Source organism: Natronolimnobius sp. AArcel1 (assembly GCF_011043775.1).
GTDB lineage: Archaea > Halobacteriota > Halobacteria > Halobacteriales > Natrialbaceae > Natronolimnobius.
On record NZ_JAAKXY010000006.1, the window covers coordinates 103,936 to 125,988 of the forward strand.

The 22,053-nt window shown below is 59.9% G+C and carries 22 protein-coding genes; 16 read left to right on the forward strand and 6 right to left on the reverse strand.

The genetic code is table 11. From position 1 onward, the window contains the following. Positions 1–29 precede the first annotated feature (29 nt). Both G6M89_RS18175 and G6M89_RS18180 read left to right on the forward strand, forming a co-directional pair. A complete protein-coding gene (locus tag G6M89_RS18175; RefSeq protein ID WP_165163324.1) occupies positions 30–785 on the forward strand; it encodes an NRDE family protein in 756 nt (251 codons plus the stop codon). A gap of 115 nt (positions 786–900) precedes the next feature. Beyond that, positions 901–1,251: a MarR family transcriptional regulator gene (locus G6M89_RS18180; protein ID WP_165163325.1), complete on the forward strand. Its 351-nt coding sequence runs from the start codon at positions 901–903 to the stop codon at positions 1,249–1,251. A 23-nt stretch (positions 1,252–1,274) separates the two neighbouring features. Here G6M89_RS18180 and G6M89_RS18185 read toward each other — a convergent pair whose 3' ends face one another. The 3 genes from G6M89_RS18185 to gatC all read right to left on the reverse strand — a co-directional run bounded on the left by G6M89_RS18185 (position 1,275) and on the right by gatC (position 3,350). Continuing rightward, positions 1,275–1,700 (reverse strand): hypothetical protein, encoded by a 426-nt coding sequence (locus tag G6M89_RS18185; protein ID WP_165163326.1) that lies wholly within the window; start codon positions 1,698–1,700, stop codon positions 1,275–1,277. Positions 1,701–1,792: 92 nt separating this feature from the next. Continuing rightward, positions 1,793–3,064, reverse strand: a complete 1,272-nt coding sequence (gene gatA, locus G6M89_RS18190; protein ID WP_165163327.1) for an Asp-tRNA(Asn)/Glu-tRNA(Gln) amidotransferase subunit GatA — start codon at positions 3,062–3,064, stop codon at positions 1,793–1,795. 1 nt (position 3,065) lies between these two features. Beyond that, positions 3,066–3,350, reverse strand: a complete 285-nt coding sequence (gatC, locus tag G6M89_RS18195; RefSeq protein ID WP_165163328.1) for an Asp-tRNA(Asn)/Glu-tRNA(Gln) amidotransferase subunit GatC — start codon at positions 3,348–3,350, stop codon at positions 3,066–3,068. 321 nt (positions 3,351–3,671) lie between these two features. Here gatC and G6M89_RS18200 point away from each other — a divergent pair, with 321 nt between their 5' ends. The 12 genes from G6M89_RS18200 (at position 3,672) to G6M89_RS18250 (ending at position 17,668) form a co-directional block, all read left to right on the forward strand. Then, positions 3,672–4,967, forward strand: coding sequence for a PKD domain-containing protein (locus G6M89_RS18200; protein WP_165163329.1), 1,296 nt, complete (start codon positions 3,672–3,674; stop codon positions 4,965–4,967). Positions 4,968–5,207: 240 nt separating this feature from the next. Further along, positions 5,208–6,932: an endo-1,4-beta-xylanase gene (locus tag G6M89_RS18205; protein WP_165163330.1), complete on the forward strand. Its 1,725-nt coding sequence runs from the start codon at positions 5,208–5,210 to the stop codon at positions 6,930–6,932. A gap of 137 nt (positions 6,933–7,069) precedes the next feature. Beyond that, the gene (locus G6M89_RS18210) at positions 7,070–9,298 is read left to right on the forward strand and encodes a glycoside hydrolase family 9 protein (protein WP_165163331.1); all 2,229 of its coding nucleotides are present in this window, start codon (positions 7,070–7,072) and stop codon (positions 9,296–9,298) included. A gap of 190 nt (positions 9,299–9,488) precedes the next feature. Beyond that, positions 9,489–10,463, forward strand: a complete 975-nt coding sequence (locus G6M89_RS18215) for a transcription initiation factor IIB family protein (RefSeq protein WP_165163332.1) — start codon at positions 9,489–9,491, stop codon at positions 10,461–10,463. 117 nt (positions 10,464–10,580) lie between these two features. Next, complete coding sequence (locus G6M89_RS22625) at positions 10,581–10,712, forward strand: hypothetical protein (RefSeq protein WP_255488512.1); 132 nt, start codon at positions 10,581–10,583, stop codon at positions 10,710–10,712. A gap of 83 nt (positions 10,713–10,795) precedes the next feature. Next, positions 10,796–11,710, forward strand: coding sequence for an alpha/beta fold hydrolase (locus G6M89_RS18220; protein ID WP_165163333.1), 915 nt, complete (start codon positions 10,796–10,798; stop codon positions 11,708–11,710). A 90-nt stretch (positions 11,711–11,800) separates the two neighbouring features. Continuing rightward, entirely contained in the window at positions 11,801–12,475 is a 675-nt protein-coding gene (locus G6M89_RS18225; protein ID WP_165163334.1) for a helix-turn-helix domain-containing protein, read from the forward strand. Positions 12,476–12,724: 249 nt separating this feature from the next. Next, complete coding sequence (locus G6M89_RS18230) at positions 12,725–14,344, forward strand: 4Fe-4S ferredoxin N-terminal domain-containing protein (protein WP_165163335.1); 1,620 nt, start codon at positions 12,725–12,727, stop codon at positions 14,342–14,344. Then, positions 14,341–15,717: an NrfD/PsrC family molybdoenzyme membrane anchor subunit gene (gene nrfD, locus G6M89_RS18235; RefSeq protein WP_165163336.1), complete on the forward strand. Its 1,377-nt coding sequence runs from the start codon at positions 14,341–14,343 to the stop codon at positions 15,715–15,717. Before G6M89_RS18230 ends, nrfD begins: the two co-directional genes overlap by 4 nt. Beyond that, positions 15,714–16,022, forward strand: coding sequence for a hypothetical protein (locus G6M89_RS18240; RefSeq protein WP_165163337.1), 309 nt, complete (start codon positions 15,714–15,716; stop codon positions 16,020–16,022). The genes nrfD and G6M89_RS18240 overlap by 4 nt, the downstream gene beginning before the upstream one ends. 130 nt (positions 16,023–16,152) lie before the next feature. Beyond that, positions 16,153–16,476, forward strand: coding sequence for a hypothetical protein (locus tag G6M89_RS18245; RefSeq protein WP_165163338.1), 324 nt, complete (start codon positions 16,153–16,155; stop codon positions 16,474–16,476). 100 nt (positions 16,477–16,576) lie between these two features. Beyond that, on the forward strand, positions 16,577–17,668 hold the full coding sequence (locus G6M89_RS18250) for a P-loop NTPase (protein WP_165163339.1): 1,092 nt from the start codon (positions 16,577–16,579) through the stop codon (positions 17,666–17,668). A 60-nt stretch (positions 17,669–17,728) separates the two neighbouring features. Here the strand turns inward: G6M89_RS18250 and G6M89_RS18255 are convergent, their stop codons facing one another. Continuing rightward, a complete protein-coding gene (locus tag G6M89_RS18255; protein WP_165163340.1) occupies positions 17,729–18,349 on the reverse strand; it encodes a hypothetical protein in 621 nt (206 codons plus the stop codon). 98 nt (positions 18,350–18,447) lie between these two features. On the opposite strand from G6M89_RS18255, the gene G6M89_RS18260 reads away from it, so the two are divergent. Continuing rightward, positions 18,448–18,852 (forward strand): winged helix-turn-helix domain-containing protein, encoded by a 405-nt coding sequence (locus G6M89_RS18260; protein WP_165163341.1) that lies wholly within the window; start codon positions 18,448–18,450, stop codon positions 18,850–18,852. A 14-nt stretch (positions 18,853–18,866) separates the two neighbouring features. Here the strand turns inward: G6M89_RS18260 and G6M89_RS18265 are convergent, their stop codons facing one another. Next, positions 18,867–20,006, reverse strand: a complete 1,140-nt coding sequence (locus G6M89_RS18265; RefSeq protein ID WP_165163664.1) for an asparagine synthase-related protein — start codon at positions 20,004–20,006, stop codon at positions 18,867–18,869. Then, entirely contained in the window at positions 20,003–20,689 is a 687-nt protein-coding gene (locus G6M89_RS18270) for a PHP domain-containing protein (RefSeq protein ID WP_165163663.1), read from the reverse strand. The genes G6M89_RS18265 and G6M89_RS18270 overlap by 4 nt, the downstream gene beginning before the upstream one ends. A 111-nt stretch (positions 20,690–20,800) precedes the next feature. Between G6M89_RS18270 and G6M89_RS18275 the strand changes: the two genes are divergently transcribed. Then, a complete protein-coding gene (locus G6M89_RS18275) occupies positions 20,801–22,033 on the forward strand; it encodes an MFS transporter (RefSeq protein WP_165163342.1) in 1,233 nt (410 codons plus the stop codon). The last annotated feature ends 20 nt before the right edge of the window (positions 22,034–22,053 follow it).

A 22,053-nucleotide genomic window follows, 5' to 3' on the forward strand; every position in this document is an offset into this window, starting at 1 on the left:
TTAAGACGCTCGAACCCCTCTCTCGAGTCGTGTGTACACTCACGCTCGCCTGGCAGGTGTTTGAGGACGCGCCGGTTGCCGTCGCAGCGAACCGGGACGAGGCACTCGAGCGCGAGTCGCGCCCGCCGAGTGTCTACCGCGAGGAGCCGCTGATCGTCGCCCCGCAAGACGCCGAAGCGGGTGGCACCTGGATCGGCTACAACGAACATGGCGTGTTCGCTGGCATTACGAATCGCTGGCTCGACGCCGAACTGGCGGGTGAGCGCTCGCGCGGGCTACTCGTTGGTGACGTCCTCAAGGCCGAATCTGCCGCCGAGGCGGCAACTGTCGTCGAGAACGCCACTGTCGAAAACGAGTACGACGGCTTCAATCTCGTCATTGCCGACGCGGCCGATGCGTACTGTTTCCAGTGGGACGGTTCGCTCGAGCGAACTGTCTTCGAACCCGGCGTCCATGTCGTGGTCAACGCTGCCGTCGACGATGATGTGTCGATTCCCGACAGTCGGGCCGAGGCCGCTCACGCGCAGGCTGCGAACGCTCGAGCAGTTCGCCGGGACCTCGCCGCCGAGCGCGATGAGTCGGTTTCGGACTGGCTCGAGCGTGCTGGGACTGTTCTGGGAGATCACGACTACGGCGTCTGTATCCACGGTGACGGGTTCGGCACGCGCTCGTCGTCGTTGCTCGCGCTCGGGTCCGACCGCAGGCAGTATCTGTTTGCGCCGGGTCCACCCTGTCGGACTTCCTACGAGGACGTTCGCCTCGAGTGCGATTTCGGTGACCATTAGCGGTGGTCGCTCTCGCTGTCGGAACACCGAAGGGCACATTTAAGCGGCTCCCCAACGCTCTGTTGGACATGGACGCATTCTTGCCTGTCGCGACACGCACGCAGAGGTGGTCACTGTGAGCGTTTCCGCCGCCGAAGCGGAACTCTCGGAGGACGAACGCGCCGGCCTCGAGCTCGTTCGCGAAACTGGTGGGATTCACCAGAGCGATTTCTGGAAGGAACTGGGCGTGTCCTCGCGAAAGGGCAGCCGAATCGTCGAGTCGCTCGTTGAAAAAGACCTCGTCGACCGCGAGGAAACGGTCTACAGCGGTCACAACACCTACCACATCACGCCGACCGCTCGAGACCTTGATTTCCGGCTGCTGATGGCCGGTGACATGCTCTCGCCGTTTATCGGTGAAGAGGAAGTCGATCCAAACAGCGACGCGTTCTCGCAGTGGATCATGAACCTCGCGTACGAAGAATAACCCGCAGTTAGCCCGTTCCCTCGTTATTCGTACCGTCCGAATCGTTCGATCAACACGAACGGATCTCGTTCTCGATTGTAGTAAGAAACGTCGCCATCTAACGCCTCGAGAATCCGGCGATGGACCTCTCGTGCGGCGCGACTCTCGTCAGGTTCTAAGTTGTGACGACCACGCATGTCTGTCCAGAAGTCGCCGTCAAGCCACAGCAGCGTCTCTTGGTTGGACTGGTAGACGACGTCGCCATACTCGGCAAGTCCGTCGCGGTCGGTTGCGAGTTGTCGACCAGACAGTTGTGCGCGTGCGAGGACGGCGACGAGCTGACGCCGCGAGACTGGGGCATGCAGCGCGACATCGTTGATCGTCTCATCGAAGTACGCTTCGACGAGGTCACAGGCGCGAGAGAACTCGTCAAACTCGAATTCGACCGTGTGATTGCGTGGAAGTTTCATAGTCAGCAAATCGCGTGTCGGTCAGTAGCTGTGTCATTCACAACTACTGATAAAAGTGTATCCCTCGTCGCAGTGAGCGAAACACGTCCTCCTTACTCGAGCGCACTTGCCGCTCGGATCAGTCGCTCTTCGCCAAAGGCCGGGCCGACGAGTTGGAGGCCGACCGGCAGCCCATCAGTCTCGCCTGCTGGCACCGAGATTGCCGGCAGATCCGCGAGGTTGACCGGGACCGTGTTCGCGTCGGATAAGTACATCTGGAGCGGATCCTCGAGGCTCTCGCCGAGTTCGAACGGCGGGACGGGCATTGTTGGTGATGCGAGCACATCGGCTTCGGCGAGTGCGTCGTCGAAGTCCTGTTTGACCCATGCGCGGGCGTCTTGGGCCTTCTTGTAGTACTTGTCGTGGTAGCCAGCTGAGAGGGCGTATGTGCCAAGGAGAATTCGGCGTTTGACCTCGTCGCCAAAGCCCTCCTTGCGCGCTTTCGCGAAGGCCTCGTTCCAGTTGCCGTCGTAGCCGCCCGAGTTGCCGTAGCGGACGCCATCGAATCGTGCGAGATTCGAGGAGGCTTCCGACATCGCGATCACGTAGTAGGCTTCGACGGCGTGTTCGACCGACGGCAGCGAGACCTCGTGATATTCGGCGCCCTGTGCTTCAAGTTCCGAAATCGCGTCCCAGAAGGTCTCGACGACGCCCTCGTCAGCGCCCTCGAGCAGTTCCGTTGGGACGCCAATCTGGAGGCCCTCGACGTCGCCCGTTGCGGCGTCGGCGTAGGACTCGCCCTCGAGATCAGTCTCTCGAGTCGTCGCGTCGTGGTTGTCGGGGCCGGCGATCACGTCGAGCAGGGCGGCGGCGTCTTCGACCGTGTTCGCGAAGGGGCCGATCTGCTCTAAGCTGTTGCCGTAGGATACGAGGCCGTAGCGCGAGACGAGGCCGTAGGTTGGCTTGATGCCGACGACGCCACAGAACGCGGCGGGACAGCGGATCGAGCCACCGGTGTCGGAGCCAAGTGCAACGTCGGCCTCGCCGGCGGCGACGGCTGCTGCGGAGCCACCGGAGGAGCCGCCGGGAACGTGACCCGGTGCGGCGGGGTTGTCCGTCTCGCCGAACGCGGAGGTTTCGGTCGTCGAGCCCATCCCGAACTCGTCCATGTTGGTCTTGCCGACAATCGTTGCGCCGGCGTCTGTAAGCCGCGAGACGACCGTTGCGTCGTACGGCGGGACGTACTCCTCGAGCATAGCCGAGCCACAGGTCGTGCGCACGCCCTCGGTGGAGATGTTGTCCTTGACGGCGACGGTCGTGTCCGCGAGCGGGCCGTCGTCTGCGCCGTCGATTCGCTCCTCGGTGATGAAGATGTTCTCGGCCATGTTAGGAAACGTTCGGCCCCTTGAAGTAGCCGTCCTCGGTTTCGGTTGCGTTTCGAAGCGCTGCGTCTGTCTCGAGGGAGTCGCGTTCCTCGTCCGGTCGCATCACGTTCGCGAGGTCTGCCTCGCGGTCGACTTCGGGAACCTCATCCAGGGTTTCGAAGTACCCGAGAATATCCGCGAACTGGCGCGTAAACTGGTCGATCTCGTCATCATCGAGATCGACTCGAGCCAGGTCTGCAACGTGGCGAACGTCGTCCGGCTCGACTTCGTCCGGGCTCTCACTCATGTCCGAGCACACTCGCCAGCGGAGAGTAAGGGTTTCGATACGGGTACGCAGGCGCTGCCGTCACGACGGTTGGTCGGAACCATGTCTCATCAGTCGGGGGTCAGGGTGATTTCGTCCTCGAGGTGACCACTGAGGACACTCGTTGCATGGGTTCACGTTATCACCACTCGTCAGAATATCTGCTCTGTCACAGGGGAAATTTTAATTATGGAGCAGGCGTACATTTATCATGTCTGTCAGTAACTAGCACTGGCAGTTACGAACGACTATCGACTCACGCGACTCGAGTTCGCGTGAGCGTCCGGCACGGGCACGACACCTATGACACGTAAACCCACTGATTCCGACGGCGAACCGGCGGAGAACAACTGTACGGAGCGTTCGAGTCGAGAGTCCGCGAGCGGCCGTCTCGGACTCGGATCGCGACGCAACTTTTTGAAGGCAAGCGCTGGCGCGGGTGCGCTCTTGCTCGCCGGCAGTTCGCTCGCGGCGGGACAAGAACTCGCTGAGGAGACATGCGAATCGTTTGGCGAAATCACCGTCGGCGACGGCAACTTCCTGCTGATCAACAACGACTGGGGAGCAACCGCTGACGATTTCGAGATGTGTAGCTGGCTCGCCGAGGACGGCAGCTACGGCTACCACTGGGAGACGCGGACGACAGGTGGCGGCGAGCCAAACTATCCGCAGGTGCTGCTTGGCACCAAACCGTGGGGCGACGACAGCGGTGCCGACTCGTTCCCGATTCAGCGCGGCGATGTCGACGAACTGATTCTCGAGATCGACATCGACCTCGATATTTCGGGCGGCGAGTGGAACCTCGCCGAGGAGTGGTGGCTGATGGAACAACCGCCGTTAGAGGAAGAAGAGACCCACACCCACGAGATCATGTTGGTACTCGACTGGAGCGACGACCACGGTCACAACGGGACACTCGAAGACAGCGCCTGGACCGACCAGTTCGGCAACACGATTGACTACTGGGAGTTCTACGGGGACGGCGGTGGCACCGACGCAGACTTCCATATTTTCCGCGTGAGCGGCGGCCTGACGACGGGCCAGATCGATTTGACGGAGATCATGGACTATCTCACAGCAAACGTTGGTATCAGTGAGGATCTGTGGGTCAGCGGCATCGAAGTCGGCAGTGAGTACTGGGAGGGCACGCAGGGCGACGTCACCTACAATACCCTCGACGTAACGATCAACGGAACGACCTACACCAGCGGGAGCGACGGAACTGGAACCCCGCCTGGCGACAGTGGTGATGACGACGATGACGATGGCGGCGATAATGGCGATGACGATACCGGTGACGACGACGATACCGGTGACGACGACAGCCCGGGTGACGGTGATGACGACCTGAACGCCGTGATGAACACGAGCACGACGTCAGCGTCGGCTGGCGACCGACTCACGTTCGACGCTGAGGATACCACGGGCAATGGAACCTGGATCGACTCCCTCGAGTGGGACTTTGACGACGGGACGACCGCCAGCGGCTGGTGGAACGAGCACACGTACGAGTCCGCAGGGACGTACACGGTCGCGCTTGATGCGACCGACAACGAGGGAACGACGACCACTCACGAGGTGGAGATTACCGTTTCCTGATCTCGGCTCACCGCCATCCGGATGGTAGCCCATCAGCCACCTGTGTGGGGTGTGGAACACGTTTTGGACGTGTCGGTCACACCACTGAAGCGTTGATTCCTTCGAATTGCTGTTCTCGAGGGCTCGTGTCAGAAATTCCATAGGCACTGATCGGCGTCACATCGATCCGCTCCACAGTAAATTACACTCAAAACACTAGTGATTTTAATACGTGGGCAGTGACACCAGTGATGAGACCCAATGACTGATCAGACACACTCTTCACCGACCGACGCCGCCTCCACGGACGGCCAGCGTTCGGACACCACGTCGAATCGCGATCACACTGAGACGGCCCTCGAGCGACGGTCGTACATGCAGCTACTCGCCACAGTCGGTGTGGCAACCCCGCTGCTTGGTGCGTCGAGCGGGGCGGCGACTGCGCAAGCGACGAGCGATGAGTGGGAATCGGCAGCGGACGAGCGCATCGAGACGCACCGAACGGGCGACCTCGAGGTCGTGGTTGAAGACGACTCCGGTGAGCCAGTTGCCGACGCCGACGTCGCCGTCGAGATGGATGAGCACGCGTTCAGATTTGGTGTCGCACTCGATGCCCCGACGTTGCTCGAGGCGGACGAGACCGATCCCTATCGCGAGCACACACGAGAACTATTCAACACTGTCGTGTTCGGTGACCATCACAAGTGGCGGTTTTTTGAGGACAATCCCCAAACGGCCGACGACGCGACGGCGTGGGCGCTCGAGCACGACCTCGACGTCCGGGGCCATACCTGCCTCTGGGGAAACGTCAACGCGTGGTCGATCCCCCCTGATGTCGTCGAAGCCATGGGAATCGACTGGCCCGAGGGCGGCGCGGACGATCCTGACTACGACCCCGAGTACGTCCGCGAGCGCACACTTGATCACATCGAGGATCTCATCGAGCACTACGGCGACGACATTATGGAGTGGGAAATCGTCAACGAGGTGCTCCATGAGACGGCGCTGATCGCAGCGGTTGAGGAGGGGCCAGACGAAGAACTCGACCCGACGGCGGCGGCCACCGCGCCGGTGCTCGCCGAGTGGTACGACCATGCACAAACCGTGGCCGACCGCGAGGGTGTCGGTATCGCTGTCAACGACTACAACACGCTCGAGGGCGACTACGCGGACACGCAGGAGGCCTATCACGAGCAAATTCAGTTCTTACTCGAGGAGGGAATCGACCTCGACGGCATCGGCTTTCAGTGTCACTTCGACGCGGCGGAGACGCTCGAGCCGGAGGCCGTGTATTCGATTCTCGACGAATTCGCGGAGTACGATGTCGGCCTGCGGATCACTGAGTTCGACACGTTCCAAGAGTTACAGGACGAAGAGTGGGAGAGCGACGAGGCAAAAGGCGAGTTCCTCTCTCAATTTCTCAAGACGACCTACAGTCACCCGGCAGTCGAACAGTTCGTTCTCTGGGGGCTCTGGGATGGCGATCACTGGGGCGACAATTTCGACGGGCACGAGGCCGACGCGCCCCTGTTCTACGAGGACTGGGAGCCGAAACCCGGCTACGACGCCTACACGGACCTCGTTTTCGATCAGTGGTGGACCGACGAATCAGGGACGACGGACTCGAGCGGGCGCTACGAGACGCAGGCGTTCCTGGGAACACACGAGGTCTCGGTGACAGTGAACGAGACGACGGTAGAAGAGACGATTTCTGTGACAGAGTCCGACGGCACGACTGAAGTGGTTGTCACGGTCTCCGATGAGAGTGAGGATATTTCGGTTGGCGGCTACGAACCGCAGGATACGACGGGCGATGGGTTGGCCAACGATATCACCGGTGATGGGCAGACAACCCACGACGACGTTGCTGCCTTCTTCGAGCACATCGACGCCGATGCGATTCAGGAGAATCCGCAACTGTTCGACTTTGCTGAAACCGGTGACATTGGATTCAGTGACGCCCTTGCGCTGTTGCGATCAGTTTGATCCGACAGGTTGTCTCTCACTCGAGTACTGTTCTCTCGTAACCGCCCACCACAGACAAAATTACGACTAAGCAAATTAAAAATTAACTAACACTAGCAGGAACTTTTATGAGAGTCTGTTGCGACATAATTTCACGTATGAGTCAGCAACAACATATGGCGATGGATCGACGGCGAATGCTACAAGCGATGGGCGGACTCGCATCCGCTGCGGTCCTTGGCGGGGCGATGACCGGAACTGGGATGGCGGCTCACGACGATGAGTATCGTGGCGTGCGCGTCAATCAAGTCGGCTATCCACTCGAGGGAGTCAAACGAGCGATTATCACGTCCCAGGCGATGAATGTCGACGGCGTCTCGACGTTTTCGCTTGTCGATGCCGACAGCGGCGAGACGGTCTACGAGGGGGACCTCATGGACGAAACCCTTGGTGAGGGTGAGAGTGCGGACAACCCCTGGGACGGGACCGATGCAGTGAGTGACGAGTTCGGAACTGACCACAGCATCAAATACGCAACCTTCACCGAGTTCGACGAGCCCGGTGAGTACCAGGTCGTCGTCGGTGACGAGGAGTCCTATTCGTTCGAAATCGCCGACGCGAGCGATCTGTACGCGCCAGTGCTTCGGGACGTTGGCCGACTCTATACGCTCAAACGCTCGAGCACCCGTATCGAGGATCCCTACACCGGCCTCGAGATGGGGCCCGGCCACGAACAGGACGAAGAGGCTATCATCGCCGAACCGATCGGCGACTGGCTCGAGGACTACGAGGCTGGCGACACGATCAGCATTACCAACGGCTGGTACGACGCAGGCGACTACGGCAAGTACGTCAACCCGACGGGAGTCACCGTTGCGCAACTCATGCTCGCCTACGAGCGCAACCCCGAGTCGTTCCACGCCGGCCAGTTCCATATCGACCACCTTGTGGACGATCCAGAACTCGGCGAGATGCCGGACATTCTCGTTGAATGCAAGCAGGGACTGCACTTTTTGACGCAGATGCAGCGGCCAAACGGGTCGCTGTTCTACAAACTCGCGGGCAACGAGAGCTTCCCGGACATGGACGTCGCACCTGAAGACGACGATATGGATCGGTACGTCTTCGGCACCTCTTCGGCCGGCACGGCCCACGCCTGTGCGGTCTTTGCGATGGCCGCTCGCATCTACGAGGACCACGACCCTGACTTTGCCCAATCGATGCTCGAACACGCCGAGGACGCCTGGGCCTGGCTCGAGGCCAATCCAGATCTCGTCTGGGAGGAATCAGAGGACCAAGACGAGGGCTCGGGACCGTACGCTCGCGACGAGTATGACGAACCGGATCGCTTCTGGGCGGCCGCAGAACTGTTGCGGACGACTGGCGACGACAGCTACGATCAGTGGATTCAGGACACTGACCTCGGCTATGACGGCTTTGAGGGACCGGTCGACGATCTGCCCTCGGACGTGGAAGCGCCGATCGACTGGAACAATCCGGTTGGACTCGGCCACTACGCGTACTTCTGGGCGGATGGCGACCTTGCCGGCACCAGCCACGAAGATACAGAGACAGCTGCAGCGGGACTCAACGGCGCGTACTGGGCGACACAGCGGTATCTTGATGACCCAGACGCCGATGAGTTCGATGCGTGGACAACCGGCGTCTACGACCTCTACTGGGGCTGGAGTAAATCCGGGCTCTCGAGGGCGCTTCAGGGCCTCTGGGCAGTCGAAATGCACGAAGAGATCGGCAACGAGTGGATCGGAGACGAGCCGGAAGCCGCCGTGATCACGGAGCCACTCCATCACGTCCTCGGGCGCAGTCCAACAGGCTATTCGTTCGTCACCGGCCACGGCGAGCGCTCGACACAGAACCCACACGACCGCATCGTTCAGAGCCAGGAGATGGACGAGCCGATTCCGGGCATGCTCGTCGGCGGCCCACACCTCAGCGACGGCGTCGATGAAGACGGCACGTTCGAGCATCTCGGTGTGGACTCGACGGATGCGTTCGATCAGGGGCCGCTGCTGGCCTACGCCGACATTCACGACTCTTACGCGACCAACGAGTGGGCAATCAACTACACGGCACCGCTGTTCATGCTGCTTGCGGAAGTCGTCGGCACCATTGACGAAACGCCCGAACCCGACCCAGTCGAATCAGGTGACAGCATTCAGGTTGGTGAGTACAGCACCGAAGACACCACGAGCGACGGTCTGCACAACGACTTCACTGGTGATGGTGAAACCACCCACGACGACGTGACCGCCTTCTTCGAGAATCTCGAGGACGAAAACATCCAGAACAATCCAGAGGCGTTCGACTTCGCCGGGGACGGCGAGGTCGGGTTCGCGGATATCGTGGAGATGCTCAACCGAATCTAAGCGCGCAGCAACACGCTCGAGTGCATTCGTTCTCGAGTGGTTCGTTTTGCAGCGACTCGAGCGAACTCGAGTTACCCGCTTGCGTTCATGTCTGCGAACCAATTAGATACCACAGCCTTTAAGTATGTTTCGGCCGTTATCAGTGAGCACTGCATAGCGTTTTCATCGACGGTTTACCGGTCCCAATACAATGACTGACTCCACAATCCGAACCCGTAGCGACGAGCGCCAGCACACCGACCAGGAGCAGGAGTCTGCCGAGCAGGAACGAGAACAGTGTCCCGAGTGTGGCGGTCGTGTCGTTTCGGACGCCGAGCACGCCGAAACAGTCTGTACGGACTGTGGGCTCGTCGTCGACGAGGGCGAAATCGACCGCGGCCCAGAGTGGCGCGCCTTCGATGCCGCCGAAAAGGACGAAAAGTCCCGCGTCGGCGCGCCGACGACGAACATGATGCACGACCAGGGCCTGTCGACGAACATCGGCTGGCAGGACAAAGACGCCTACGGCCGCTCGCTCTCGAGTCGCCAGCGCCAGAAGATGCAGCGGCTTCGCACCTGGAACGAGCGCTTCCGTACGCGTGACAGCAAAGAGCGTAACCTGAAACAGGCACTCGGCGAAATCGACCGCATGGCGAGTGCGCTTGGCCTGCCGGAAAACGTCCGCGAAACTGCAAGCGTGATCTACCGACGTGCACTCGAGGAGGACCTGCTCCCGGGTCGCTCGATTGAGGGCGTCGCGACGGCCTCGCTGTACGCCTCTGCACGGCAGGCTGGGACCCCGCGCAGCCTCGACGAGATCACGGCCGTGAGCCGCGTCGAGAAAGACGAAATTGCTCGGACGTACCGCTACGTCATCCGGGAACTCGGCCTCGAGGTCCAGCCAGCCGATCCGGAGAGCTACGTGCCGCGCTTTGCAAGCGATCTGGATCTTCCTGACGAGACCGAACGCCGCGCCCGCCAGTTGCTCAAGACGGCCAAAGACGAGGGCATCCACAGCGGTAAGTCGCCGGTCGGCCTCGCGGCTGCTGCTGTCTACGCTGCCGCGTTACTCACCAACGAGAAGGTCACCCAGAACGATGTCAGCGAGGTTGCGAGTATCTCCGAAGTGACAATCCGAAATCGGTATCACGAACTGCTCGAGGCTGAAGAGGCCGCGCCGGTCTGAGTCTCGGCGCTGTTGTCGGCCGTAATGGCTGGTTTGAGTGAATTAATTTGGTACTGTCCGATCACTGGCGCGTTTAGTCACTGTATACTGAATATATGGGCTCGCTACGTTGGGAGTATGAACAGCGAATGCGACAACTGCGAGGCTCGCTCAGAGATCGCATACACGCTTACGACCTACCTCGAGCGCGGTGATGAGCAGGTTGATCTTCACTTTTGCTCGACGGATTGTCTGCAGGTGTGGACCTAACGCGAGGAGTGTCTGGTGCTGGCGACTCGAGCGCATTGTATGGCTCGGCTGACACTTATTGGTGGTCACGCTGAAGCGTCAGTATGACAATTGCGCCGACACCCGAGGAACTTCCCGACGTGAGTACGTCGAGCGGTGATGTAACAGCCGAGGTTCGAACAGTCAACGGGATTCGGCTGCATACGGTCGTCGCGGGCGACCCGACCGATCCGCTCGTCGTCTTCTTGCATGGGTTTCCGGAGTGTTGGATCGCGTGGCACCAACAGATTGCGCCGCTCGTCGAGGCGGGGTTTCGGGTGCTCGTGCCCGATCAGCGCGGGTATAACCGCAGCGAGAAGCCACGCGGCGTTCGCGCGTACCGCCAGCAGCAACTTGCCGCCGATATCGTGGGGCTAATCAAGTCAGAGGGCGCTGGGAGCGCCCATGTCGTCGGCCACGACTGGGGCGGCATGGTCGCCTGGGACCTTGCACTTCGGTATCCCGAGTACGTCAACCGACTGACGATAGCGAACGCGCCCCATCCTGTCGCGTTTCGCCAGCACCTGCTCTCGAATCCCGCCCAGATGCGCCGCAGTTGGTACGCCTACTGCATGCAAGTCCCCTGGCTGCCGGAACGGCTGTGTCGGTCCAACGACTTTCGACTCCTCGAGCGCGCGCTCTGTGACACCGCTGCACCAGGGACGTTCACCGATGCCGACCTCGAGCGGTATCGTCGCGCCTGGGGCGTCACCGGTGTGCTCTCGGGAATGATAAACTGGTATCGTGCGAGCGCCAGATACCCGCCGAACCCGCCACGCGAACAGGTTGACGCGCCAACACTCGTCATCTGGGGCACCGATGACGTTGCTCTTGGCACCGAACTCGCACTCGATAGCTACGAGTACTGCCCTCGAGACCAGCGTCGCCTCGAGTTACTCGAGGGCACGAGCCACTGGGTTCAACATGAACACCCCGAGCGCATGACTGAGTTAGTGCTCGAGCATGCAACCGCTGGCTGAGACACTGGTATTGATCGATTCCCAGGGAATAGGAACAACAGCGAATATATTCAGGCGCCCCACGCTTCACTAGACCTAGAACTCACACCCATGGCTCAGGCAACACTGATACTGACGATGCCCGAGCAGCTCTGGATTCAGCAGCTCTCAACGGCACACCCGGAAACGACGTTTCGCGTACAGGCAGCAGTCCCTGGAGCGGAGACGGGATTTGCACTCGTTCGAATCGCCGGCTCAGACGTGACTGCTGTTCTCGAGGCAATGCGTGAACACGACCAGCTTACCGAGTTGACAATCGCCCAGCGAAGTGAACGCGAGGCGACGGTTCACTTCGAGACGACGGCCCCGCTGTTGCTGTTTTCCTCACAGGAATCAGGAATTCCGATCGAACTCCCGATCGAAATCGCCGACGGCGAGGCCACAGTGGAGGTTACCGGCTCGAGAGAGCGCCTCGCTGAACTCGCCGAACAACTCGAGTTCTTTGGGCTCTCCTATCGGATCGATAGCGTCAGTGAGCGACTGCACCAGAGCCAGTTACTCTCCGAACGCCAACTCGAGATCGTCGTGACGGCTGTCGATCAGGGCTACTACGACACGCCGCGGCGGTGTTCGCTGACGGACCTTGCAGAGCACCTCGGGATTGCAAAGTCGACGTGCAGCGAGACGCTCCATCGTGCTGAAGAGGCGATTGTCAAACGGTTTGTCGAGGATTTGCCGGGACTGGACGGGGCAGAGTCACTCGCTGAACAGCTTGCAGCAAACTGATGACGAGATCGGACCAGTAACTCTGTTGTATATCCCCTCATTCGGCTTTGTGTAGCGATAAAACGGACGCAGTATTTATATCTCCGAACATATTCGCCGCAATTCTCGTGAACTGGAAATTGGGTGTATAATACAACCAGACGTAGCCGCGAGTGCGCGGTAGCGGGAAGGTACAGATGGACATATTCAAGTACACTCCGTCAAGTTACTGCTCTACGAAAACGCCGTGTACAGAGGTGTTTTACCCAGATGAGTACGGACGATGAATCATTCCACCCACTCGGAAGCGAGTGGGAAGACGAACTCGAGACGATGCTCGACGATACCGAGTACGATACGGACCTCGGTATGCAAATGGCCCAAGACGCATTCCGCGTCACGAAGGGCGAACTCTCTGAAGCCGACTTCCACGAGAAATATCACGACGATGTGATGGAGGAGTTCGGCGAGGACGAACGACCAACCAAGGAAGCGTACGAAACCGCCCAGGAAGAAGCGAAAGGGACGGTTGGTCGAATGCTCTCGAAATTCGATGGTGATGGCGAGGACAGTCGCCGCGGTGCCATGAAGAAGATGGGAGCCGGTGCGGCTGCTGTTGGTCTCGGTGCATGGGGAACCGTCGATGACGGTCCAAGCCAGCCCGAACCAAGCGTTGCTGCAGCACAGGAAGAAGGCGACGACGATGCAAATGATCTCCAGTGGGGGATGACAATCGACCTCGAGCGATGTGACGGTTGTCTAACCTGTGTTGAGGCCTGTACGCAGGAGAACGACCTCGATCAGGGTGTCAACTGGATGTACGTCCTCGCGTTCGAAGACGAACTTAGCTCTGGTGGCTCACCAGCGCCCGACGTTCGTGGCGGTATTGACGGGTTTGATATGCTCGTTCGCCCGTGTCAGCACTGTACTGATGCGCCGTGTGAGAAGGTGTGCCCGACGACGGCACGTCACACCCGGGACAAGGACGGCCTCGTCCTTACGGACTACGACGTGTGTATTGGCTGCCGATACTGTCAGGTTGCTTGTCCCTACGGTGTCAACTACTTCCAGTGGAACGAACCAGACGTTTCGACGGACGAAATCGCTGATCACATGGGTGTCGAACCCGGCGAGGAAGGCGACCATATGACCGACGACCGTGGTCGATGGGTCGACGCTCGAGCCCCACGGGGCGTCATGAGCAAGTGTACGATGTGTCCAACTCGTCAGGATGGCCTCATGGGCGACGAACAGGTCGGTACCACGGCTTGTGAGGAAGCTTGCCCACCGGATGCAATCCAGTTCGGAAACGTCAATGACGAGCGAAGCGATGCCTACCAGCACCGTGAGAACCCGAACAAGAGTCGCTCGATTATTGACGCCCACCACAACATGCCGTCACCCGACGACATCGATGAGGAACTCGACGGCGACACCGATCTCGAGGACGCACTCGAGGCGCTCGAAATCGAGTCCGATGTGGTCGCGATCATGAAAGCGATCGAGATCACGACGGATGATCTCGGCCCCAGCGACGAGGAGAACACGACGCTCCTCGAGCAGGAACAAGAGATTCTTGAAGCCGTTGAAACGCTCGAGGAGTACGTTGATCTCGAGGACGAAGATGCACTGGACGAACTTCGGCTTGGCGATGGTGAAGAAAGCGACGCCGAAGACCGCCTTCGCAACTTCGCCGGTAACCCTAGCTCGATGTTCAAACTTCTCGAGGAGTATGGGACGAACCCGAACATCGCGTACATTGGGAAAGAACCCGGACCGAACGCTGAGCAGGTTGAAGGACCAGTCTCGTACGATGGCTGGGACAGTTTGACCGACAACCGGAAGGAAGTCCTTGACGAGGATACTGTTGACGGAGGACTGTTCTCATGAGCACGAAGACACCGGATGAATCGGACATTCTGCGACCGATCGGGATCGACGCGATCTCGAAACCGTATCTGGCACTGTTCGGTGCTGCATCGGTCGCGTTCGGTATCTTCCTGATCGGCTGGATGTACCAGCTCTGGGTTGGGATGAGCGTTACCGGGCTTTCTGACTGGGGTTCCGGCGGCGGTGTCACCTGGGGTCTCTATATCGGCGCGTTCATCTGGTGGGTCGGGATCGCCCACGGCGGGATTATCCTGTCCGCTGCGGTCCGACTGCTTGGCATGGATCGGTACATGCCAGTTGCCCGCCTTGCAGAGATGTTGACGCTTGCAGGCCTCTCGGCCGCTGGCTTCTACATTATTGTCCACATGGGCCGTCCGGACCGGATGGTCACGAGCGTTATTGGTCACTACCACATCACGGTGAACAACTCGCCACTGGTGTGGGACGTGACGGTCATTACGGCGTACTTCGTCCTCACGGCGACGTACCTCGGACTCACGCTCCGATACGACATCACGCGACTGCGTGATGACCTTCCGGATATCTTCGAGCCGATGTACAAGATGATGACCCTCGGTTACTCCGAGAAAGAAGACGAGGTCATTGAGCGGATGGTCTGGTGGCTCGCGCTGGCGATCATCATCATGGCTCCGCTCTTGCTCCACGGCGGTGTGATTCCGTGGCTGTTCGCCCTGCTGCCGACCTACCCCGGCTGGTTCGGCGCAATTCAGGGGCCACAGTTCCTGACAATTGCACTTACCTCGGCAATCAGTGGCGTCATTCTGGTCTCTTACGCCTTCCGACGCGCGTACGACTGGGACCACATCATTACGGATGATGTCTTCCGCGGCCTGCTCCTGTGGCTCGGATTCTTCTGCCTGTTGTTCCTGTGGCTTCAGCTGCAGCAGCTTGCGTCCGGGAGCTTCTCGCCAACTGTCGACCACGAAGCCGCAACGGCTTCGAAGTTCTCGCACCCAGCGTACATCGTGCCGATGATGATGGTTCTGGGCGTCCTCGCGTACATCTTCGCGACGACGATCCGTCCATCGCTGTTCACCAAAGCACGCGCCATCGGTGCGGCCGTGCTGGTGTTGATCGCAACGCTCGTCGAAAAGACGTACTTCGTCGTTGCTGGCCTCTGGTACCCTGCATTCAGTATCTACGACGCCACGCCCGGCGAGTACATGCCGAGCTTGATCGAAATGTCGTCGGTGCTTGGGACGATTGGGATGGTGACGTTGTTCTTCCTCGTCATCTCCAAACTCGTTCCCGTGGTCGAACTCCACGCCATCGAACATCTGCGTGGTGACCACGGACATGGCCACGATGACGACTCAACTGAAAGCGCAACTGAACAGGAGGTGAAAGCATGAGCGCACTCACGGCTGCACTCACGATGTTGCCATTGTATGCCGGTGTCGGTGGGACCGAAGGCGTTACTGGCTTCCCAAACATCGGGACGTACCTCATCTTCGGGGTCGTGCTGGTGCCGATCTACGTGATGATCATCGCGTGGTTCACCGGGACGCCGCGTGACACGAAAACCGGCGTGATGGGAATCGTGTACCTGGTCGGCATTACAGCCGGCATGTGGGTCCCAATGTTCTTCCTGACGATGCTCATCGGGATCATCTTCTTCGGCGGTCTGCCGGAACCAGTCGGTTCACCTGGTCCGTAGACTCACCGTCGACTTGTCCGATTTTGTGACGCGGTTTTTGTTGTTTTTATCCCCTCCTGACTGGCTGTGCACAATCGGACCTTGAAAGCCCATGCAGTATCGAAACTGCCGTGGGAGCAGACAACTGGCTATGACACTGTCACTCTCCGTCGCACTCGGTGTGTCAGAGCTGTCGCTGTTGTATCACGGTTACGACGGCACCGAAGGAGTCACCGGCTTTCCAAATATCGGGACATGGCTTATTTTCGGCGTCGTCCTCGTGCCCGTCTACGTCATGGTAATCGCGTGGTTCGCGGGCACCCCACGCGATACGAAACTCGGGGGGATGGGCGTCCTCTACCTGATCGGCATTACCGCAGGGATGTGGGTGCCCATGTTCTTCCTGACAGTTATCATCGGCATCATTTTCTTCGGTGGCGCACCGGAACCGATCGGCTCGACCGGCCCGCCATAGTCTCGAGACAAACTCGAGCCCTCGAGTGTCTGGGCGGTTCCGAACCATCACACGTATCCCCGTCGGCCTCTTTCAGTTCACCAACCGCTATCGACGCACCATGAGTATCACAGAACACGAACTCAAGATCAAACTCGAGGACATCGAGGACCCTGATATCGGCGAGGACATCATCTCGCTCGGCTTGGTCAACGACGTCACGATCGACGACGAGACAGCCCGTATTTCACTCGCGTTCAACGCCCCGTATGCCCCCTCCGAGATGGAACTGGGCAATCAAATCCGGGAACTCTGTGATGAGGTTGGCCTCGAGGCCGACCTGCGAGCCCACGTCGGGCAGGAACACGGCTTCGACGACGAGGTGCTCCCGCGCGTCCGAAACGTCATCGCAGTCGCCTCCGGGAAAGGTGGCGTCGGGAAGACGACCGTCGCAGCGAATCTCGCCGCCGGCCTCGAGAAACGCGGCGCGATGGTCGGCCTACTGGATGCCGACATCCACGGCCCGAACGTGCCGAAGATTCTACCAGTCGAAAGTGATCCTGGTGTGACGCCGAACGAAGATATCGTCCCGCCGCGCTCGGATGGCGTCCGAATCATCAGTATGGGCTTCATGATGGAAGAAGATGACGACCCCGCAATCTTGCGTGGGCCGATGGTCAACAAGTTCATGATGAAGTTCTTGGACGGCGTCGAGTGGGGTCGTCTCGATTATCTTATTGTCGACCTCCCGCCGGGGACCGGCGATGCAACCTTGAACCTCCTGCAGTCGATGCCAGTCACCGGAGCCGTCGTCGTCACGACGCCCCAGGAGATGGCGCTCGAGGATACCCGAAAGGGGATTCAGATGTTCAACAAGCACGACACGCCCGTACTGGGCGTCGTCGAGAACATGAGTTCGTTCGTCTGTCCGTCCTGTGGCGACCAACATGGCCTGTTCGGGACCGAAGGTGCAGATACGATCGTCGACAACTACGACGTCCCACTGCTCGGACGCATCCCGATTCACCCCGACTTTGGTGCCGACGGTAGCAAGGGCCCAATCGTCAAAGACGACGACAGCCCGGTCCAAGAACACGTCGAGGACGTTGTCGCCGAGGCCTCCGACCGCATCGGCGAGGCAAACCGCCGCACGGTCAACGAACACACCTCGGATACGCCCGATAACACGCTTCCGACCGAGACTGAAGACTGATTCGGTCGTTTCTGTTTCGCTGCCTGCTATTCCTCGTGCCAATCCTGCGAGCAGTAGCAGTTACTCGAGATACTCGAGGTCACCGAACCGTTCACGGTTCATCGTCGTGACGACGAACCGTTTCACCGTCTCGATCAGTTCGGCTTCCGTTTCGTACGTTTCGATGCGAAGGTCCCAGCGCGTTCGTGCTGACCGAATCATTTCACTGGTTACATCCGATTCGTGGACGAATACGATCCTGTCACCGTGGGTCTCCGCAAGGTTCTCGAGGACGCTACCTGCTTCTTCGCCAATGCCGAAATTGTGACCTAAAAACGGAACGATGAACACGGTCGCATTTGCACAGCGACTGTATTCGATACTCTGTGTTACTGCATCCACTGCGTCCGTGTCGATATCGATATCAACTGCGAGAAACGCGTTAATTCCTGGATCTGTTCGAAGATCGCCTTGTACTCGCCGAAGTAGGGCTTTCGCCTCGTCAATTTCGCCTTTGTTTTGGAATAATTTCCTGAACGGTCCCGGGAGTTCGTTGATCTCCACGTCGTTTAGTTCGTCGTTGTTGAACACGTAGTTTAGGTTGAACGATTTGTACGGCCCCATCAGATAGAGTAGAAAACGGTCGTAGGCTACATCGCCGAGTCGGTCCGCGATGTGATCACGTGTAATTTCCTGCGCCATGATTACAACAATATATCAATAGTATATAAAAGAGGGCCTTTTCGAAAAATCCTGGCTTGAGAAAGACTAAAAGGAGAAACCGCGTAGTACCGAATACAATGGGGACGAAAAACACGCGGATCGCCGACAACCCGGACGATCCGGCTGATCTCCTTCCCGAAGAGAGCGTCCTCTCTCTGGATGACTATCTCGAGATGCAGGCTGCAGTCGGTGATCGAACCCGGTTCGAGATCGTTTACCGACTCACACACTCTGGTGATCTCACACCCACCGAACTCGACGATGTGATGGATATCGACGACAGCACGCTCCATTACCACCTCAACAAACTACGGGACGTTGGCCTGATCGAGAAACGCGTCCAAACGGAACGCGACAGCGATGGCCTCTACGCCTACTATCGTGCGACAGTCCTCGGTGAGGTCATCCTCGAGAACGGTGTCGAGGAACTCCTTCGCCGCGAGTGGGACTTCAGTGAGGCGTACGATAGCACCAGTAACTGATCAGACGCGGGCGACTACTCGGCCGGCGGGGGTGTCGGTTCGTCTTCGAGCAGCGACGCGATGTACTTGTCGACGTGGTCGTCCATCCGTCGCTTGTAGCCCGCCTGCCGGGCGAGTCGGTCCAGTTCGCGGGCGACGAGACTGCCGTACTGCACTGCCTTTTTGTCCCGCATCGCAACCGTCTCAGGGAGGTACTGCGCGGCAACCTGTCGGAAGCCCCGTTTTCGCATCTCCTCGTCGGCCAACAGCTCGTTCGGCAGTCGGAGCGCCGCGTCAACGACGGCGTCGTGAAGCAGGGGTGCAACCGGCTCGAGGCCGGCGGCCCGAATCGACAGCACGTCGCGGGGCAGTTGCTCGGAGAGACTCCGAATCTGCTCGCGGACCGCGCCGCGGGTGGTTTCGGCGTCGACGCGGTGGTCGAGCCGGACGACCTTTTCGTAGCCCCCAAAGAGTTCATCAGCACCCTGTCCGACCGCGAGCGCGTCGAAGCCGTCGGCGGCGACGCGTTCGCCGACGAGATACAGCGGGAGGGCGATCTGGACGTCCATCGCGTTCGTCCGCCCCGTCGCGCGGACGATTTCGGGCACCGCACGCTCGAGGTCTGCCGGCTCGAGGTCGACGACGGTAAGGTCCCTGCCCATCGCCTCGGCGGCGGTGTGGGCGGCCTCGATGTCGTGACTGTCGGGGAAGCCAACGACGTAGAGTGGCGCATCAAGGAGTTCGGCGACGAGCGCGGAGTCGACGCCGCCCGAAAAGGCAACGGCGATGTCGCGCTCTGGGGCCGTCGCGTCGCTGTGTGCGGTTTGAATCGCTGACTCGAGTGCCTCGAGGGCGGCTGCCTGATCGGATTCTGGTTCGGGTTCGGGGAGTGTCCAGTGGCGCTCGAGAGTGGTTGTGTCAACAGGCAAGTGCGGATCGTCTGCGTCCAGGGCAGCCCCTGCTGGAACCGGGACGGGGTCGTCGAGTGAAGCGGGTTCGAACGCCCACTGCAGGACGTCCGTTTCGCCGGCCTCGAGAAACAGTGGTTCGCGCCCGAGGACATCGCGGACAAGTCGTCCGTCAAGTTCGCCTGCAAAGCCAGTGGTGCCGGGCAGTGGGTCCGTTCGCTCGAGGGCGTCACGGACAGTCTCTGTATTGGCACCGCGTAACGTCATTGCCATAGCCCCGGCACGCTGTTTCGTACCCGTCGGGTGACGCCACCAGCGAACTGCCGGACGCTGATGTGCCACGGTGTCCGTTTGCCTTCGACGGAGGTCTTGCCTTCGCGAATCGCCTCGAGAATTGCGTCGGCGCTTCGGTCGTCGGCGTCGACGCGGGTGACGGCCTGGCCGACCATCTCGCTGATATGGGCGTCGCTGCCGGCGGTTCGGGGCAGGTCGTGCTCGCGGGCGAAGCGGTCGGCTTGCCGGTTGGCGCGGCCAGTGAGCAGACGCGAGTTATAGACCTCGATTGCGTCCCCTTTCGCAAGTTGCGTACGTGAAATTCGACCCATGACGCCGTGGCGCGATTCCTGGAACGGGTGAGGGATCACGGCGATTCCACCTTGCTCGTGGATCGCCTCGAGCGTCGTTTCGTAGGACAGTCCTGGTGGGATGGCGCGTTCGACGCCAAGTCCGAGAATATGGCCTGCCTTACTCGAAATTTCGATTGCCGGGATACCCACGAGTCCATACTCGGGGGCGCGTTCTGCGGCCTCGAGGCTGGCATCTATCTCATCGTGATCGGTCACCGCAATCGCATCGAGGCCGATCGCTTCGGCTTGCTCTAAGATGAGCGACACCGGGTCGCGGCCGTCGTACGATAGCGACGAGTGGGCGTGAAGTTCGACCGACAGCACGCGTGGTAATTCGGGCAGCGTGATGAAAAGCACCCCGGTCCCGGTTGCCACCGTGGCTGATGGAGACCGTCAAGCCAGAACGCTTGAGAGGCTTCACTCGAGAACAGGGCTATGAACTCGGTGACGAGCAGGCTCCCCGGCAGCGACCGTCCGACCAGTCGGACGAGACTGTTTGGCTCGCTCTGTACGCTGGTCTTTCTCGTCAATCTTGGCCGGCTCATCTATGCGCCGCTGCTCGAGCCGCTGCGAGACGTCTTTGGGGTTGGACCAGCGGCTGTTGGTTTGCTCGCGACGCTGGCCTGGGTTGGGTCGACAGTGCCTCGACTGCCGACTGGCTATCTGCTCACGAAGTATCCGCGTCACACAATCGTTCTCTGGAGTGGCATCATCATGACGGGGTCGTCGGTTGTTGCCGCCGCATCGGTTTCACTCGAGATGCTCTACGTCGGTGCGTTGCTCATGGGCGTCGCCAGCGGCGTCTACTTCGTGTCGGCGAACCCGCTCGTAAGTGAACTCTTCCCGGAGCGTGTCGGCCGGATGATCGGCATTCACGGCATCGCCGCACAGGTTGCAGCAGTGATCGCGCCCGCATTCGTCGGCGTTGTGCTGGCGATTACACTGTGGCCGCTTGCTGGTTGGCGAGTGATCTTTCTGGCAATTGGATTCGTTTCGCTGTGCTCGACGGTGGTCTTCTACGTGCTCGCAAAGCGCGCGACGTTGCCTGATGCTGGGGCAGCCGACCGGAACCTTCGGGCTGCATGGTGGGCGAACTGGCGACTCATTGTGACTGCCGTGGCGTTGGTTGGCTTTATCGGCCTCGTCTGGAACGGCGTGTTCAACCTCTATGCGACGTATCTCGTGGACTCGAAGGGACTCTCTGATGGCGTCGCACTCACGCTATTGACCGTCATGTTCGCCACCGGACTGCCGGCGTTCTGGATTATGGGGTCGCTCGCGGATCGATTGCCGTTTATTCCCCTGCTGCTCGCGATCACCGGCGCGTTTGCCGTCTCCCTGTATGCACTGACGGTTGTGCAATCGCTTGCAGGCGTCATCGCAGTCAGTGCGATCATGGGCTTTGTCATCCACAGCCTCTTTCCCGTCTCGGATACGTACGTCCTCGCGTCACTGTCTGATGCCCATCGCGGCAGTGCGTACGCGATTTTCAGTGCGACGATGATGCCACTTCACGCAGTCGGCCCGTTTGCCGTCGGCTGGCTTGTCGAACAGGGTTTTTCGTTCGATGACGTGTTCCGCAGCTTCGTCGTCGGACTCGTCCTCACCATCGTCGGTTTCGTCGTGCTGTTCTCACTCGGAGCCGTGCCATCCGACTCGAGCGAGTAACGATACCACAGAGCGCCCTC

Bases quoted from the DNA above. Each gene is read 5' to 3' on its own strand.
- G6M89_RS18185 (WP_165163326.1), bottom strand. From the start codon at position 1,700: ATGAAACTTCCACGCAATCACACGGTCGAATTCGAGTTTGACGAGTTC.
- gatA (WP_165163327.1), bottom strand. From the start codon at position 3,064: ATGGCCGAGAACATCTTCATCACCGAGGAGCGAATCGACGGCGCAGAC.
- gatC (WP_165163328.1), bottom strand. From the start codon at position 3,350: ATGAGTGAGAGCCCGGACGAAGTCGAGCCGGACGACGTTCGCCACGTT.
- G6M89_RS18200 (WP_165163329.1), top strand. From the start codon at position 3,672: ATGACACGTAAACCCACTGATTCCGACGGCGAACCGGCGGAGAACAAC.
- G6M89_RS18205 (WP_165163330.1), top strand. From the start codon at position 5,208: ATGACTGATCAGACACACTCTTCACCGACCGACGCCGCCTCCACGGAC.
- G6M89_RS18210 (WP_165163331.1), top strand. From the start codon at position 7,070: ATGAGTCAGCAACAACATATGGCGATGGATCGACGGCGAATGCTACAA.
- G6M89_RS18215 (WP_165163332.1), top strand. From the start codon at position 9,489: ATGACTGACTCCACAATCCGAACCCGTAGCGACGAGCGCCAGCACACC.
- G6M89_RS22625 (WP_255488512.1), top strand. From the start codon at position 10,581: ATGAACAGCGAATGCGACAACTGCGAGGCTCGCTCAGAGATCGCATAC.
- G6M89_RS18220 (WP_165163333.1), top strand. From the start codon at position 10,796: ATGACAATTGCGCCGACACCCGAGGAACTTCCCGACGTGAGTACGTCG.
- G6M89_RS18225 (WP_165163334.1), top strand. From the start codon at position 11,801: ATGGCTCAGGCAACACTGATACTGACGATGCCCGAGCAGCTCTGGATT.
- G6M89_RS18230 (WP_165163335.1), top strand. From the start codon at position 12,725: ATGAGTACGGACGATGAATCATTCCACCCACTCGGAAGCGAGTGGGAA.
- nrfD (WP_165163336.1), top strand. From the start codon at position 14,341: ATGAGCACGAAGACACCGGATGAATCGGACATTCTGCGACCGATCGGG.
- G6M89_RS18240 (WP_165163337.1), top strand. From the start codon at position 15,714: ATGAGCGCACTCACGGCTGCACTCACGATGTTGCCATTGTATGCCGGT.
- G6M89_RS18245 (WP_165163338.1), top strand. From the start codon at position 16,153: ATGACACTGTCACTCTCCGTCGCACTCGGTGTGTCAGAGCTGTCGCTG.
- G6M89_RS18250 (WP_165163339.1), top strand. From the start codon at position 16,577: ATGAGTATCACAGAACACGAACTCAAGATCAAACTCGAGGACATCGAG.
- G6M89_RS18255 (WP_165163340.1), bottom strand. From the start codon at position 18,349: ATGGCGCAGGAAATTACACGTGATCACATCGCGGACCGACTCGGCGAT.
- G6M89_RS18260 (WP_165163341.1), top strand. From the start codon at position 18,448: ATGGGGACGAAAAACACGCGGATCGCCGACAACCCGGACGATCCGGCT.
- G6M89_RS18265 (WP_165163664.1), bottom strand. From the start codon at position 20,006: ATGACGTTACGCGGTGCCAATACAGAGACTGTCCGTGACGCCCTCGAG.
- G6M89_RS18275 (WP_165163342.1), top strand. From the start codon at position 20,801: ATGAACTCGGTGACGAGCAGGCTCCCCGGCAGCGACCGTCCGACCAGT.